At 73.2% G+C, this 14,307-nt stretch carries 12 protein-coding genes; 6 read left to right on the top strand and 6 right to left on the bottom strand.

The annotated features are described in order from the left end of the window. Positions 1–37: 37 nt before the first annotated feature. Positions 38–1,801, bottom strand: coding sequence for a glycoside hydrolase family 15 protein (locus FHS22_RS13115; protein ID WP_184941469.1), 1,764 nt, complete (start codon positions 1,799–1,801; stop codon positions 38–40). Positions 1,802–1,907: 106 nt separating this feature from the next. After that, positions 1,908–2,528, bottom strand: coding sequence for a membrane protein YczE (yczE, locus tag FHS22_RS13110; RefSeq protein ID WP_260407903.1), 621 nt, complete (start codon positions 2,526–2,528; stop codon positions 1,908–1,910). 75 nt (positions 2,529–2,603) lie between these two features. Between yczE and yczR the strand changes: the two genes are divergently transcribed. Beyond that, on the top strand, positions 2,604–4,037 hold the full coding sequence (yczR, locus tag FHS22_RS13105; RefSeq protein WP_260407902.1) for a MocR-like transcription factor YczR: 1,434 nt from the start codon (positions 2,604–2,606) through the stop codon (positions 4,035–4,037). A 95-nt stretch (positions 4,038–4,132) separates the two neighbouring features. Here the strand turns inward: yczR and FHS22_RS39220 are convergent, their stop codons facing one another. Next, positions 4,133–4,747: a trimeric intracellular cation channel family protein gene (locus FHS22_RS39220; RefSeq protein WP_184941463.1), complete on the bottom strand. Its 615-nt coding sequence runs from the start codon at positions 4,745–4,747 to the stop codon at positions 4,133–4,135. 220 nt (positions 4,748–4,967) lie between these two features. Between FHS22_RS39220 and FHS22_RS13095 the strand changes: the two genes are divergently transcribed. The 3 genes from FHS22_RS13095 to FHS22_RS13085 all read left to right on the top strand — a co-directional run bounded on the left by FHS22_RS13095 (position 4,968) and on the right by FHS22_RS13085 (position 8,452). After that, a complete protein-coding gene (locus FHS22_RS13095) occupies positions 4,968–6,806 on the top strand; it encodes an AMP-dependent synthetase/ligase (protein ID WP_184941461.1) in 1,839 nt (612 codons plus the stop codon). A 119-nt stretch (positions 6,807–6,925) separates the two neighbouring features. Beyond that, positions 6,926–7,798: a hypothetical protein gene (locus FHS22_RS13090; protein ID WP_184941460.1), complete on the top strand. Its 873-nt coding sequence runs from the start codon at positions 6,926–6,928 to the stop codon at positions 7,796–7,798. A gap of 150 nt (positions 7,799–7,948) precedes the next feature. After that, complete coding sequence (locus FHS22_RS13085; protein ID WP_184941458.1) at positions 7,949–8,452, top strand: hypothetical protein; 504 nt, start codon at positions 7,949–7,951, stop codon at positions 8,450–8,452. 98 nt (positions 8,453–8,550) lie between these two features. On the opposite strand, the gene FHS22_RS13080 is transcribed toward FHS22_RS13085, so the two are convergent. The 3 genes from FHS22_RS13080 to FHS22_RS13070 are packed head-to-tail and all read right to left on the bottom strand — an operon-like array spanning position 8,551 to position 11,275. Further along, complete coding sequence (locus tag FHS22_RS13080; protein ID WP_184941456.1) at positions 8,551–9,564, bottom strand: NAD(P)/FAD-dependent oxidoreductase; 1,014 nt, start codon at positions 9,562–9,564, stop codon at positions 8,551–8,553. Further along, positions 9,561–10,157, bottom strand: coding sequence for an isoprenylcysteine carboxyl methyltransferase family protein (locus FHS22_RS13075; RefSeq protein ID WP_221473588.1), 597 nt, complete (start codon positions 10,155–10,157; stop codon positions 9,561–9,563). Before FHS22_RS13075 ends, FHS22_RS13080 begins: the two co-directional genes overlap by 4 nt. A gap of 8 nt (positions 10,158–10,165) precedes the next feature. Continuing rightward, on the bottom strand, positions 10,166–11,275 hold the full coding sequence (locus FHS22_RS13070; protein ID WP_338047732.1) for a type III polyketide synthase: 1,110 nt from the start codon (positions 11,273–11,275) through the stop codon (positions 10,166–10,168). Between the two features lie 117 nt (positions 11,276–11,392). Between FHS22_RS13070 and FHS22_RS13065 the strand changes: the two genes are divergently transcribed. Together FHS22_RS13065 and FHS22_RS13060 are read left to right on the top strand one after the other, a co-directional pair. After that, positions 11,393–12,253: a UbiA family prenyltransferase gene (locus tag FHS22_RS13065; protein WP_338047731.1), complete on the top strand. Its 861-nt coding sequence runs from the start codon at positions 11,393–11,395 to the stop codon at positions 12,251–12,253. A gap of 347 nt (positions 12,254–12,600) precedes the next feature. After that, the gene (locus FHS22_RS13060) at positions 12,601–13,788 is read left to right on the top strand and encodes an RtcB family protein (RefSeq protein ID WP_184941453.1); all 1,188 of its coding nucleotides are present in this window, start codon (positions 12,601–12,603) and stop codon (positions 13,786–13,788) included. Positions 13,789–14,307: the final 519 nt, after the last annotated feature.

Genomic DNA, 14,307 nt, shown 5'->3' with positions numbered 1-14,307 from the left:
CGGACGCCCCCTGTCCGGGACGGCTCCGCGGGGCGCCTCAGCTGAGCGCGCGGGCCACGTGGACCAGCGGGACGTGGCTGAAGGCCTGCGGGAAGTTGCCGACCAGGCGGCCGTAGCGCGGGTCGTACTCCTCGGCCAGCAGGCCGACGTCGTTGCGCAGGGCCAGCAGGCGCTCGAAGAGCTCGACCGCCTCCTCCCTGCGGCCGATCATCACCAGGGCCTCGGCCAGCCAGAAGCTGCACGCCAGGAACGAGCCCTCGCCGCCGGGCAGGCCGTCCACGTCGTTGTCCCTGGCCACCGGGTAGCGCAGCACGAACCCGTCCACCATCAGCTCGCGCTGGACGGCCTCGACGGTCCCGACCACGCGCGGGTCCTCCGGCGGCAGGAAGCCGACGATCGGGATGAGCAGCAGGGCGGCGTCCAGTTCCTGCGAGCCGTACGCCTGGGTGAAGGTGCCCCGCACCGGGTCGAAGGCCTTCTCGCAGATCTCGGCGTGGATCCGGGCGCGCATCTCCCTCCAGCGCTCCACCGGGCCGTCCTGGCCGAGGACCTCCACGTACTTGATCGCGCGGTCCAGGGCGACCCAGCACATCACCTTGGAGTGGGTGAAGTGGCGGCGGGGCCCGCGGACCTCCCACAGGCCCTCGTCGGGCTCGTCCCAGTGGGCCTCGACGTAGTCGATGAGCTGCCGCTGGATGGTCCAGGCCCGCTTGTCGGGCTCCATGCCGGAGGTGCGCGAGAGGTACAGGGAGTTCATCACCTCGCCGTAGACGTCGAGCTGGAGCTGGTTGACCGCGCCGTTGCCGATCCGGACCGGCCGGGAGTCCTCGTAGCCGGGCAGCCAGCCGATCTCCATCTCCGGCAGGCGGCGCTCGCCGGCGACGCCGTACATGATCTGCAGGTCCTCGGCCCGGCCCGCGATGGCGCGCAGCAGCCACGCCCGCCAGTCGCGGGCCTCCTGCAGGTAGCCGGCGCCGATCAGGGCGTCGAGGGTCATGGTGGCGTCGCGCAGCCAGCAGAAGCGGTAGTCCCAGTTGCGGACCCCGCCCAGGTCCTCGGGGAGCGAGGTGGTGGGGGCGGCGACGATGCCTCCGGTGGGGGCGTAGGTGAGCGCCTTGAGCGTGATGAGGGAGCGGACCACGGCCTCCCGCCAGGGCCCCTTGTGGGTGCACTGCTCCACCCACTCGGCCCACAGCGCCTCGGTCTCGGTCAGCTGCTCGAACGGGTCGATCTCGACGGGCCGGGGCTCGTGGGAGGGATGCCAGGTGAACAGGAACGCCATCCGCTCGCCGGCGGAGACCCGGAAGGTGCCCTCGTGCGAGTAGCCGTCGCTGTGCAGCGGCACGGGGGAGTGCAGCCAGACCGAGTCGGGGCCGCCGACGGCGTGCAGCAGGCCGCCGTCAGTGCGGCGCACCCAGGGCACGATCCGGCCGTAGTCGAACCGGATGCGGATCTGGGTGGTCATCTCGACGGTGCCGGAGACGCCTTCCACGATCCTGACCAGGTCGGGATTGGTCTGCCGGGCGGGCATGAAGTCGATCACCCGGACGGTGCCGCCGGGGGTGTCCCACTCGCTCTCCAGCACCAGGGTCTCGCCCCGGTAGCGCCGCCGGGTCGCGGGGGAGCGCCCGGTCCCCGCGGGCCCGAGCCACCACTGCCCGTGGTCCTCGTCGCCGAGCAGCGCCCCGAAGCACGACGGGGAGTCGAACCTGGGGAGGCAGAGCCAGTCGATGGAGCCGTTCCGCCCGACGAGGGCGGCCGACTGCATGTCGCCAATGAGGGCGTAGTCCTCGATCCGCATGATCCGACGCTAATACCCGGGGCGGCGTCCGTCAGTCCTCGCGGGCGCGGTGGTCCGCCCGGCCCCCCGCGCCGTGCCCCGGTCCGGGCCGGTCCGGGGCGGCGGGTCAGCTCTGCACGGCGGGGCGGGAGAAGCTCAGCCGCGGCATGAAGAACTGGGTGAGCGGGCCGATGGCGAGGGCGAAGACCACCGTGCCGACGCCCACGGTGCCGCCGAGCAGCCAGCCGACCGCCAGCACGGTCACCTCGATGAGGGTGCGCGCCAGCCGGATCGACAGTCCGAGGCGGACCAGGCCGGTCATGATACCGTCCCGGGGGCCGGGGCCCAGGCCGGCGCCGATGTACAGGGCCGTGGCCGCCGAGGTGGCCACCACGCCCGTCAGCAGGTAGGCCCACCGGCCGGGGAGGGAGGTCAGGGACGGGGCCAGCCACAAGGCCGCGTCGGCGAACAGCCCGAGGAAGACGACGTTGCTCAGCGTGCCGATGCCGGGCTTCTGGCGCAGGGGGATCCAGAGCAGCATCACCGCCGCGCCCACGACGATGATCCAGGTTCCGATGGACAGGCCGAAGTGGATCGAGAGGCCCTGGTGGAACACGTCCCAGGGGCTCCCGCCGAGCTGGGACTCGATCTGCAGGCCGACACCGGCGCCGTAGAGCGCCAGGCCCGAGTAGAGACGGACGAGACGGTTGGGGAGGGCATCCAGGGAGGAAAGGGAGAGTTCGCTCATAACTAGACCAATCATTCTGGAGGGCGTTGGGTAATAAAAGGGCCAATCAGGGCAAGTGGCTTTATGCTGGCCCGTATGGACCGGTACCTGAGTGGCCCCCAGCTCGCCCGGCTCGTCGCGATCGACCCCGGCGCCCGGCCGTACTACCGGGTGCTGGCGGAGGCCGTGCGCTCGCTGATCCTCGACGGGCGGCTCCCGGTCCGGGTGCGCGTGCCGGCCGAGCGCCACCTGGCCGAGGCGCTGGGCGTGAGCCGCACCACCGTGACGGCCGCCTACGACCGCCTGCGCGAGCAGGGCTACCTGGAGAGCCGCCAGGGCGCCGGGAGCTGGACCGCGCTGCCCGACCCCGGCGCGCTCGGGGTGGAGAACCCGTGGATCGCGGCGGGCGACGACGGCCTGCTCCCGCTGCACTGCGCCGCACCGCACGCGACCTCGGCGCTGCCCGCGGCGATCGCCCACGCGAGCGAGCACTACCCGCGCTACGCGCTCGGCATGGGCTACGACCCGGTCGGCATCGTGCCGCTGCGCGAGGCGATCGCGGCCCGCTACACCGCGCGCGGGCTGGCCACCCGGCCCGAGCAGATCCTCGTCACCACCGGCGCCCAGCAGGCGATCCACCTGCTGATCACGATGTTCCTCTCGCCCGGCGACCCGATGCTGATCGAGTCGCCCACCTACCCGCACGTGATCGACCTGGCCAGGATACGCGGCGCCCGGATCGTCCCGGCAGGCCTCGCCGAGGACGGCTGGCACCTGGACCTGCTCGCCTCCGCGATGGGCCAGTCGGCCGCCCGCCTCGCCTACGTGATCCCCGACTTCCAGAACCCCACCGGGCACCTGATGGACGACGCCGTCCGGGCCGGGCTGGTCGGCGCGGCCCGCAGGCACGGCACCACGCTGGTCGTCGACGAGACCTGGAGCGAGCTGGCGATCGACGAGGTGTCCCGGACCGCGCCGCTGGGCGCGTTCGACACCGACAACCGGGTGATCAGCGTCGGATCGGCGTCCAAGTTGTGGTGGGGAGGGCTGCGCATCGGCTGGATCCGCGCCACCGCCGCCACGGTCCGCCGCCTGGCGGTGCTCCGCGCGGCCGTGGACATCGCCAGCCCGCTCTTCGAGCAGCTGGTCGTGGCCCGGTTGTTCGAGGACATGGAGGAGACCAGGGCCGAGCGGCGGCGCACGCTCGGCGCCTCCCGGGACGCGCTGGCGGCGGCGCTGCGGGAGCGGATGCCGGACTGGACGTTCACGGTCCCGGCGGGCGGGGGCTCCCTCTGGGTCCGGCTGGAGGGCCCCTCGGCCGGTGCGCTGGCCGACGCCGCGGCCTGCCACGGGGTACGGCTCGCGCCCGGCACCTGGTTCGGCGTGGACGGCGCCCTGGAGCACCGGCTCCGCCTGCCGTTCACCCAGCCGCCCCGGATCGTCACCGAGGCGGTGGAGCGCATCGCCGAGGCGAGGCTCAGGGGCCCGCACGGCGCCCGCCCGGCCGAGCCGCTCACTCCCGCGCTGTGACCGCTCGGCGGTCACCGTCATGCTGTGACCGCTCGGCGGTCACCGTCATGCTGTGACCGCTCGGCGGTCACCGTCATGCTGTGACCGCTCGGCGGTCATTCCTGTCCTGTGACGCCCCGGGCGAGCGGGGCCTGCAGCCGGAAGCGCACGGCGGCGATCCGCAGTCCGAAGGCGAGGACGGCCGCGGCCAGGGTGGCGGGCCAGCCGTGCAGGTCGAGGATGTAGAGCACGGCCATCGCCGCCGAGCCGAGCATGGCCGGGACCGCGTAGAACTGGCGGTCGTACAGCAGGGTGGGGATCTGGCCGGCCAGCATGTCGCGCAGCACGCCTCCGCCGACCGCCGTGGTCACCCCCAGCAGGACCGCGTGCAGCGGGCTGAGGCCGTGGTCCATCGCCTTCTCGGTGCCGACCGCGCAGAACAGGCCCAGCCCGGCCGCGTCGAACACGTTCACGACGGGCATCACCCGCTCCACCTGCGGGTGCCAGAAGAACACGATCACCGTGGCGGCCAGCGGGGTGAGGACGTAGCCGACGCTGGAGAAGGCGGTGGGCTGCACGTTGAGGATCAGGTCCCGCAGGATCCCGCCGCCCAGCGCGGTCATCGAGGCCAGGACGGCCATGCCGACCACGTCCAGCCGCCGGCGGACGCCGACGAGGGCGCCGGAGAGCGCGAAGACGAAGATCCCGACGAGATCGAGCACCTGGTTCACCGGGGAATCATCCCATGATTGGTTTTATGGTGGCTCCGGTCGTCCTGCCGGTCGGCGGAGGCTCCGGCTCCGGACCGCCTCCAATCGGTGACCCTATGTGTTTCCGCGGTCTCTTCTCCGGCGGGCGCGCCGCTTCTTGCGGCGCAGGTCTTGCCTGGACTGATGGGGTGTGGTGCGATGCATGCCAATCGTGCAAGTAAGCACTTTCTGGAGGCGCGTCATGGGTGATGTCCTTGCGGAGCGCACGTCGATCGAGGAGACGATCGCAGGCCGTACGGTATGCGTACAGCTGAAGGAGGCCGCCGAGAGCGATCCCGGCGCCCCCGCCTACTCCGATCCGGCCGGGGACGGCTGGACCACCCTGACCTACGCCGAGGCCCGGCAGCGGGTCCTGGAGATCGCGGCCGGATTCGCCGCCCTCGGCGTCGAGCCCGGTGACGCCGTCGCGCTGATGATGATCAACCGGAGCGAGCATGTGCTGGCCGACCTCGGCGCCGTGCACGCCGGGGCCGTGTCGTGCTCGATCTACTCCACCTTCGCCCCCGACCAGATCGCCTACGTCTCGGGTGACGTCGGCGCGAAGGTCGCGGTGCTGGGCGGCCCGGCCGAGCTGGCCCGCTGGGAGCCGATCCTCGGCGAGCTGCCCGGGCTGGAGAAGATCGTGATGCTGGACGGCGCCCCGGCGGGCGACGACCGGTTCATCGGCTGGGACGACCTCACCGCGCTGGGCCGCGAGCGGCTCGCCGCCGACCCGGCCGCCGTCGACGCCCGCTGGCAGGCCGTCAAGCCCGACGACGTGCTGACGGTCCTGTACACCTCGGGCACCACCGGCAACCCCAAGGGCGTGCCGCTCACCCACACCAACGTGCTCTACGAGGTGGAGGCCACCGAGCGGCTGACCTCCCTGCCCACCCACGGCACCCAGATCTCCTACCTGACCTACGCGCACATCGCCGAGCGGGTGCTCAGCCTGTACCTGCCGCTGTTCAAGATGTCCCACATCCACTTCTGCACCGACCTGGCCAACCTGGGCGCCTCGCTCGCCCAGGTCAAGCCGGTCATGTTCTTCGGCGTGCCCCGGGTGTGGGAGAAGATCATGGCCCGCCTGCAGGCGATGATGGCGACCCAGCCCGAGGAGCAGCAGGAGAAGGTCCGCGCGGCCATGGCCGCCGGGCTGGCCTACATCGAGGCCGGCCAGTACGGGCAGACCGTCACCCCGGAGATCCGGGAGGCCTACGAGCAGGCGGACGCCGCCCTCCTGTCGATCATCCGCTCCCTGATCGGCCTCGAGAACGCGAGCTGGCTGGCCACCGCCGCCGCCCCGATGCCGATCGAGGTCCAGCGCTTCTTCGCCGGGCTCGGCCTGAAGATCCTGGACGTGTACGGCATGACCGAGACGACCGGCGCCTTCACCGGCAACACCAACGACGCCTACAAGCTCGGCACCGTCGGCCGGGGCCAGCCCGGCGTCGAGATCCGCATCGCCGAGGACGGCGAGATCCTCAGCCGGAGCCCGCTCAACACCAGGGGCTACCTGAACCGGCCGGACGCCGACGCGGAGCTGCTGGACGACGACGGCTGGCTGCACACCGGCGACGTGGGCTCCCTCGACGACGACGGCTTCCTGAAGCTCGTCGACCGGAAGAAGGAGCTCATCATCACCGCGGGCGGGGAGAACATCTCCCCGGCCAACATCGAGAACTACCTCAAGGAGCACCCCCTCGTCGGCCAGGCCCTCGCCTTCGGGGACGGCAGGCCGTACCCGGTGGCGATCCTCACCCTCGACGGCGAGGTGGCCCCCGGCTGGGCGCAGGCCAACGGCATCGGGTTCACCACGCTGGCCGAGTTCGCCGAGCACCCCGACGTCCTCAAGGCGGTCGGGGCGGCGGTCGAGGCGGCCAACGAGAAGCTCGCCCGGGTCCAGCAGGTCAAGCGCTGGAGGCTGCTGCCGGTGGAGTGGACGGCCGAGACCGAGGAACTCACCCCGAGCCTGAAGCTCAAGCGCCGCGTCATCCACGCCAAGTACGCCGAGGTGATCGCCGGGATGTACGAGGACTGACCGGCGGGCCGCGCGGGCGCCCGTCCTCCCGGCGGGGGCGGGCGCCCTTTCCGCTGTTTTGCCCAACCGGGCGTGTGTCGTCCCGCTGCCATGACCGGCCGGTTCCTAGCGTCCTGATCATGAAGGTCAGAGCTCTTCTCGCGTTCCTGGCGGCCGGGGCCTGCGCGCTGCCCGCGGCGGCGACGGCGGGCCCCGCGGCCGAGGACCGGCCCGCCGCGGACGGTCCGGAGATCCGATCGATCACGCTGCATCCCGCGGAGCCGGTGGTCCGCCCGGGCGACGCCGTACGGCTGGTGATCGACGTGGTCGCCCGCGGGACCTCCGGGCCGGACGGCGTGACGATCCAGGTCGGGCCGGGTGAGGCACCGGAGGCCGGGGCAGGCCGGTTGCCGTCTCCCGGGCCGTCTCCCGGGCCGTCTTCCGGCGCCGGGCCCGAGTCCGGTCCTGCTCCCTCGGCCGACGGGGCTCCACCGCCCGGATCCGCCCCATGGCCGGGGAGGGAGTCCGTGGGGCCGGCAGGGCGGGAGTCCGCAGGACAGGAGTGGGCGACCTGGAGGTTCCTGCCGGAGAAGCGGCTGAGCCGCTGGTATCCCGCGGGACGCTGGACGATCACCGCCACCGCCAGGGGGTCCGGCGGCGCCGAGGCCGTCCGGCACGCCGGGTTCTGGCTGAAGCGGGAGACCGTGTTCAGCGCGGTCCGGGCGGCCGGGGAGGGGCGGGGCGTCCGGGTCGAGGGCGTGCTGAACCGGGTCGATCCGCAGGGATATACCGACTACGCGCCTTTCGCCGGGGCGTCCGTGCAGATCCTGCACCGCAGGACGGACGGGGACGCGTGGGAGGAGGCGGCCGCGGCGGTGACGGACCGCCTGGGCTATTTCGCGAGGAAGGTGAGGGAGCGCCGCCGGGGTGACTGGCGGATCCGCTTCCCGGGCACGAGCCGCTTCGCCTCCGGCCTGAGCCGGACCATCCATATCGGCAAAAGGGACAAATAGCCATTAAGGACCATAAATCTCAACGAATGTTTCCAAAATGGAATAGATTTCTCTGTTCTGGATGGCAACTTTTCTTTACCTTGGAGCGTCTTTGACGGTAGGCGCGCTCCGTCCCGGGGCGCGTTTCTTCACGGGGAGAGGAAGTTCCATATGATGCGACGCCTTGCCACGGCTCTGGCCGCGGCGACCCTGAGCGTCTCCGCGCTCGCGATCGCCGCTCCGGCGCAGGCCGCGTCCGCCGCGGTGGACCACCCGCAGTATGACCAGTCCACGCGGATCACCGGATTCCAGGCGAGCCCCGGCCGGGTCCACAGGCACCACAAGATCTCGCTCTCGGGCCGCCTGCAGATCGAGGAGGAGTGCACTCCTTCCGAGCGCGGCCGCGGCGAGGACGTGGTGACCGTCCATGTCCCGTGTGACGAGCGCACGCGGCGGACCTGGAGCGGGAACGCGGGCGGACAGAAGATCGTCGTCCTGTTCCGCGTCGCCGGCAAGCACAAGTGGCACTACGTCGACTCGATCTGGACCGGCCGTGACGGGCACTTCTACACCGAGGTCCCGGCCCGCGTCTCCGGCACCTGGCGGGTCGTCTTCGAGGGCGCCAGGGGCCTGTCCGGCGCCGAGGCCAGGGACTGGGTGAAGGTCTACCACTGACCTGACCGGCTCCAGGGCCCGGCACACGAGGTCGCCCGGCACCCCGCCAGGGGCGCCGGGCGCTTCCTTTCCCGGCCGGGTACGGCTCCTGCGCGAGGTCAGGCCAGTGCCCGCACCGCCGCGCCGAACAGGGCGGGCATCCGCTGCGCTGCCGGGACGATCAGCCGGGCCGCCGCCGGATGCCGCCGGGCGGACAGGAGCGCCCCGGTGATCAGCCGGTGGCGCCGCGACAGCCGGAGCCAGGCGGCCTCGTAGTCCTGCGGGGCGCCCGCACGCAGGCAGCGGACCAGGGCCCGCGCCGACAGCAGCGCGAGCGAGATCCCCTCGCCGGTGAGCGCGTCGGTGTAGCCGGCGGCGTCGCCGACCAGCAGCACCCTCCCCGCGACCCGGGCCCGGACCCGCTGGCGGAGCGGACCGGCGCCGCGCACCCGGGTCGCGGCAGGCCCGCCGAGCCGGTCCAGGAGCGAGGGGAACGCCGCCAGCCGGTCCGGATAGCCGCCCCGCCTGGAGGTCAGCACCGCCACGCCCACCAGGTCGTCGCCCACCGGGGTCACGTACGCCTCGGCGTCGGCCGCCCAGTGGACCTCGACGAAGTCGGTCCAGGGGGCGACCGGGTAGTGCTGGCGCAGGCCGTACCGGCGCGGCCCGCGACCGGGCAGCTCCAGCCCGAGCCGGGCCCGCAGCGGAGAGTGCAGGCCGTCGGCGGCCACCAGCCAGCGGGCCCGGAACCCGGCGGCCTCGACGCCGCCGGAGTGCTGGCGGACCTCCGAGACCCGCCCCGGGACGATCCGCACGCCCAGCTCCGCCGCGCGCCGCGAGAGCGCGGCGTGCAGCGCGGTACGGCGCACGCCCAGCCCCCAGCCGCCGCCGAAGGCCGCCTGGGCCTCGTGGCGCCCGTCCAGGTAGCGGATCCCGCGCAGCGGCCGGCCTTCGGGCTCGACGCCCATCGCGTGCAGGAGGGCGGCCCCGGTGGGCATCAGGCCCTCGCCGCACGCCTTGTCCACCGGCCCGGGGCGGGGCTCGATCACGACCGCCTCCATGCCGGCCGCGGCCGCGTGGATGGCCGTCGCCAGGCCCGCGGGCCCGCCCCCGGCGACCAGCACGTCGATCACGCGGGGGCCCGGCCCTCGGCCCGGCCCGTATCCGGCCCGCCCGCCCGCTCCGGGGCGGGCGCCGGGGTGAGCGCCGCCAGCGCGGCGTCCTCGCACCGGATCCGCACGATCATCAGGGCGGCGTTGCAGAGGGTGAAGACCAGCGCGGTGATCCACGCCCCGTGCACCAGCGGCAGCGCCGCACCCTCCACGGCCACCGCGACGTAGTTGGGGTGGGGGAGCCATGAGAGGCGGTAGGGACCGCCCGCCACCCGCGGCAGGCCGGGAACCACGATCACCTGGGTGTTCCACTGCCGTCCCAGCGTGATCACGCACCACCAGCGCAGCGCCTGCGCGGCGGCCACGAGGACGAGCATCGGCCAGCCCAGCGCCGGGACGAAGGGCCGCCCCGCCAGGTGGACCTCGGCCAGGCAGGCCGCGAGCAGGCCCGTGTGCAGGGCGACCATCCACGGGTAGTGCCCGCGTCCGCTGACCGTCCCGCCGCGGGCCAGGCTCCACCGGGCGTTGCGGCGGGAGACGGCCAGCTCCGCCAGCCGCTCCGCCGCGATCAGCAGGACGAGCGCCGTGTACCAGGACACCGTGTTCCAGAGCATGGGAACCCCTACCAGCGCAGCAGGACGAGCTCGGAGCAGAAGCCCGGGCCCATCGCGACGACCAGGCCCGGCGTGCCCGGCGGCGGCCGCAGGGCGATCGTGTCGCGCAGGACGTGCAGCACCGAGGAGGAGGACAGGTTGCCGACCTCCGCCAGGGAGTGCCAGGTGACGTCCAGCGCGCCGGGCGGCAGCTCCAGCGTCTCCGCCACCGCCTCCAGGACCCTGGGACCGCCCGGGTGGCAGACCCAGGCGGTGACGTCGCCGGTGCTCAGGCCGTGGCCGGCGAGGAACCCGTGCACGTCGGCGGCGAGATGGGTCCGCACGACGTCCGGGACGCCCGGGTCGAGCACCACCCGGAAACCGGTGTCGCCGACCTCCCAGCCCATCACCTGCCCGGAGCCCGGGTACAGGTGGCTGCGGGAGGCCACGACGGCCGGCCCCGTCCTCCCCGGCGGCCGGGACGCTCCCGGCGACCCCGCCGGATCCGGCGCCCGCGGGCTCCGCTCGTCGCCGCAGAGCACCACCGCGGCCGCGCCGTCGCCGAACAGCGCCCCCGCCACCATGTTGGCGACGGAGGCGTCCTCGCGCTGCAGGGTCAGCGAGCACAACTCGACCGAGAGCAGCACGGCCACGTGGTCCGGCCAGCCCCGCAGGTAGTCGTGGACGCGGGCGATCCCCGCCGCCCCCGCCACGCACCCCAGCCCGAACACCGGCACCCGCTTGACGTCGGGACGCAGCCCGATCCGGCCGGCCAGCCGGGCCTCCACCGAGGGCGCGGCGATGCCGGTCACCGAGGTGCACATGATCATATCGACGTCCTCCGGCGCGAGCCCGGCCGCGTCCAGCGCGCCGCAGACCGCTTCCGCGCCCAGCTCGACGGACGTCTCGATGAAGGCGTCGTTGGCCGCCCCGAAGCCGTCGAGCTTGCCGTACCGGTCGAGGGGCAGGCTCAGGTGGCGGTGCCCGACCCGTGCACCCGCGTACAGGCGGTCGAGCAGCGCCCGGCCGCTCCCCTCCGGCAGGCACATCCGGGCGAACGCGTCCGCGATCTCGTCCTGGGAGTAGCGGTTCGGCGGCAGCGCCCCTTGGACAGCGGCGATACGGCTCAATCTGGACACCCCCGGACGGCGGACGGCGGAACACCCGCTCTGTGCCCATCCGGCCGGACGTCATGCCTCTCCGCCGCGCGGGCCGCCCGTCGCGGCGTCGCCGTACGGCGTCCTAGGATCGGCTCCGTGACGACGAGCGGGCGCACCCGCGGGGCCGTGCCGGCGGCGGCCCTCGGGCTGGCGCGGTCCTGCCACCCCGGGCCGACCGCCGCGGTCACCGTCCTGACCGCCGCGCTGGCCGCGGCGAGCGGGCGGGACGCGGCAGGATGCGCCGCGGTGGCCGCCGCCGTGCTCACCGGGCAGCTCTCCATCGGCTGGTGCAACGACGCGGTGGACGCCGGGCGGGACCGCGCGGCCGGGCGGGCGGACAAGCCGATCGTCGGCGGCGAGGTGAGCGTCCGGACAGTGCGGGCCGCCGCGTTCGCCGCCCTGGCGCTCTGCGTGCCGCTCTCCCTCGCCTCAGGCCCGGCGGCCGGAGCCGTCCACCTCGCGGGCGTCGCCGCCGCGTGGGCCTACGACCTCGGGCTGAAGGCCACCGTGCTGTCCTGGGCCCCCTACGCGGCGGGGTTCGGCTCGCTGCCCGCGTTCGTCGCGCTCGGCCTGCCCGGGGAGCCCCGGCCCGCCTGGTGGGCGGTCGCCGCGGCGGCGCTGCTCGGCTGCGGAGCCCACCTGGCCAACGTGCTGCCCGACATCTCCGACGACCTCGCCACCGGGGTCCGCGGCTGGCCGCAGCGGCTCGGCCCCGCCCGCGTCCGCGCACTGATTCCGCTCCCGCTGCTCGCGGCGACCGGCCTGCTCGTCCTGGCCCCGGACGGCCCGCCCGGCGCGGCGGGCTGGGCCGCCCTCGCCGCGGCCTGCGTGTTCGCGGGCGCGGGAGTGCTGCTGGGAGGGCGCTCACCCCGGATCCCGTTCGCGGCGGCCATCGCGGTGGCCGCCGTCGGCGTCCTCCTCCTGCTCGCGCAGGGCGTCGGGATCACCGCGCCCTGATCCTGCCGGGCTCCTCCGCGCCGCCGTCCGCACCGCCGTCCGCACGGGCTGCCGCGGACGGGTTCCCCAGCCGGACCGGCGGATGAGCACGCAGCCCCACGGCCTCGTGATGACCCGGCGGCGGAGGGGGAAGACGCGCGCCCGGGAACCTCCGGTGCGCGGAGTGGAGATGCCCCCTCGCGTGATCACAGGACAGGCTCCGGCGGAGCCGTACAGGAAGATTTGAGGGTGTTTTGACTGCTCAGATCCTTCGCGCGTGGTTAATTCGGTTGCGGGGGCAGTGCGGTTTCTGGCGTTATTGATCTCGTTCACGACCGACTGACGCGCCGGAGGGAGGCGACGTGGGGATGACGTACAACGAGGTGATGGGTGGCCGGGCGCCGATCCGCATGTGGGCCGAGCCGGCCGAGGTCGAGCCGGACGTGATGCGGCAGCTGCGCAACGTCTCCGACCTGCCGTGGGTGCACGGCGTCGCGGTGATGCCGGACGTGCACCACGGCAAGGGCGCCACGGTCGGCTCGGTGATCGCGATGCGCGACGCCGTCTCGCCGGCGGCGGTGGGTGTGGACATCGGCTGCGGGATGACCGCGGTGAAGACCTCCTACCGGGCCGAGAGCCTGCCCGACAACCTGGGATACCTGCGCTCGAAGCTGGAGCGGGCGGTCCCCGTCGGGTTCGGGCACCACAAGCGGCCGGTCGACCCGACCGCGCTGCAGGGGCTCAGGGGAACCGGCTGGGCGGAGTTCTGGAAGGGCTTCGACGAGCTGGCCCCGTCCGTTCAGGGGCGCCGTGAGAAGGCCGAGGTGCAGATGGGGACCCTCGGGGGAGGCAACCACTTCCTGGAGGTCTGCGCCGACGACGAGGGCGTGGTCTGGGTCGTGCTGCACTCCGGGTCGCGCAACATCGGCAAGGAGCTGGCCGACCACCACATCGAGGTGGCGCGGGGGCTGCCGCACAACCAGGATCTGCCGGACCGGGATCTCGCGGTGTTCGTCGGGGGCACATCGCAGATGGACGCCTACCGGCGCGACCTGTTCTGGGCGCAGGACTACGCGCGCCGCAACCGGGCGGTCATGATGGCCCTGGTCTGCGACGTGCTCCGCCGCCACCTGCCGAACATCACCTTCGAGCAGCCGATCTCCTGCCACCACAACTACGTGGCCGAGGAGCGGTACGACGACGTGGATGTGCTCGTCACCCGCAAGGGCGCGATCCGCGCGGGATCCGGCGAGTTCGGCATCATCCCCGGCTCGATGGCGACCGGCACCTACATCGTGAAGGGCCGGGGGAACGCCGCGGCGTTCAACTCGGCCTCGCACGGTGCCGGTCGCCGGATGAGCCGGAACAAGGCCAAGAAGACGTTCACCCTGGCGGACTTCAAGGCCCAGACCGAGGGCGTCGAGTGCCGCAAGGACACCGGGGTGATCGACGAGATCCCGGCCGCCTACAAGGACATCGAGTCGGTCATGGCGGCCCAGACCGACCTGGTCGAGGTCGTCGCCCACCTGCGCCAGCTCATCTGCATCAAGGGCTGACCTGCTCTGAGAGCCTGCGCCGCAGCGGCGGAACCCCCGCTGACCTGCGGCGCAGGTCTCGTCATTTCTCATCGCTCCGTGTGTGATCGCGGTGTGAGGCGCCTAGCAGATTCCGGACAGTCGGCTACGTAAGCTGATAGAAGTCTGGAAGAGGTAGGTGCGTGACGAGGCGTCGTAGGCCGGTTCCCGCCCGAGTTCAAGGACGAAGCCGTCCGCATGGTGCCGGAGGGCGAGCGGGCGGTCGCGGCGGTGGCCGATCACTCCCGCACCGAGCCGATCAAGGACGGATCCGGACGGCCGCCGGCGCCGGCCTGCTCCAGCCCGGCGCCGTTTTCCACGCCGACCGCGGCTCGAACTGCACCTCGGACGAGTTCGGCCGCTTCCTGACCGGCCTGCACACCCGCCGCTCGGTCGGTCGCACCGGGATCTGCTACGACAACGCGATGGCCGAGTCGTTCTTCGCCGCGCTGGAGAACGAGTGGCTGCGCCGTTTCGTCCTCACCACCCGGGCCAAGGCAA

This window comes from Thiemannella venezuelensis, assembly GCF_014203605.1.
Lineage (GTDB): Bacteria > Actinomycetota > Actinomycetes > Streptosporangiales > Streptosporangiaceae > Planomonospora_A > Planomonospora_A venezuelensis.
The sequence above is the reverse complement of the archived record's forward strand: the minus strand, read 5'-3'. Positions and strand labels throughout refer to the sequence as shown.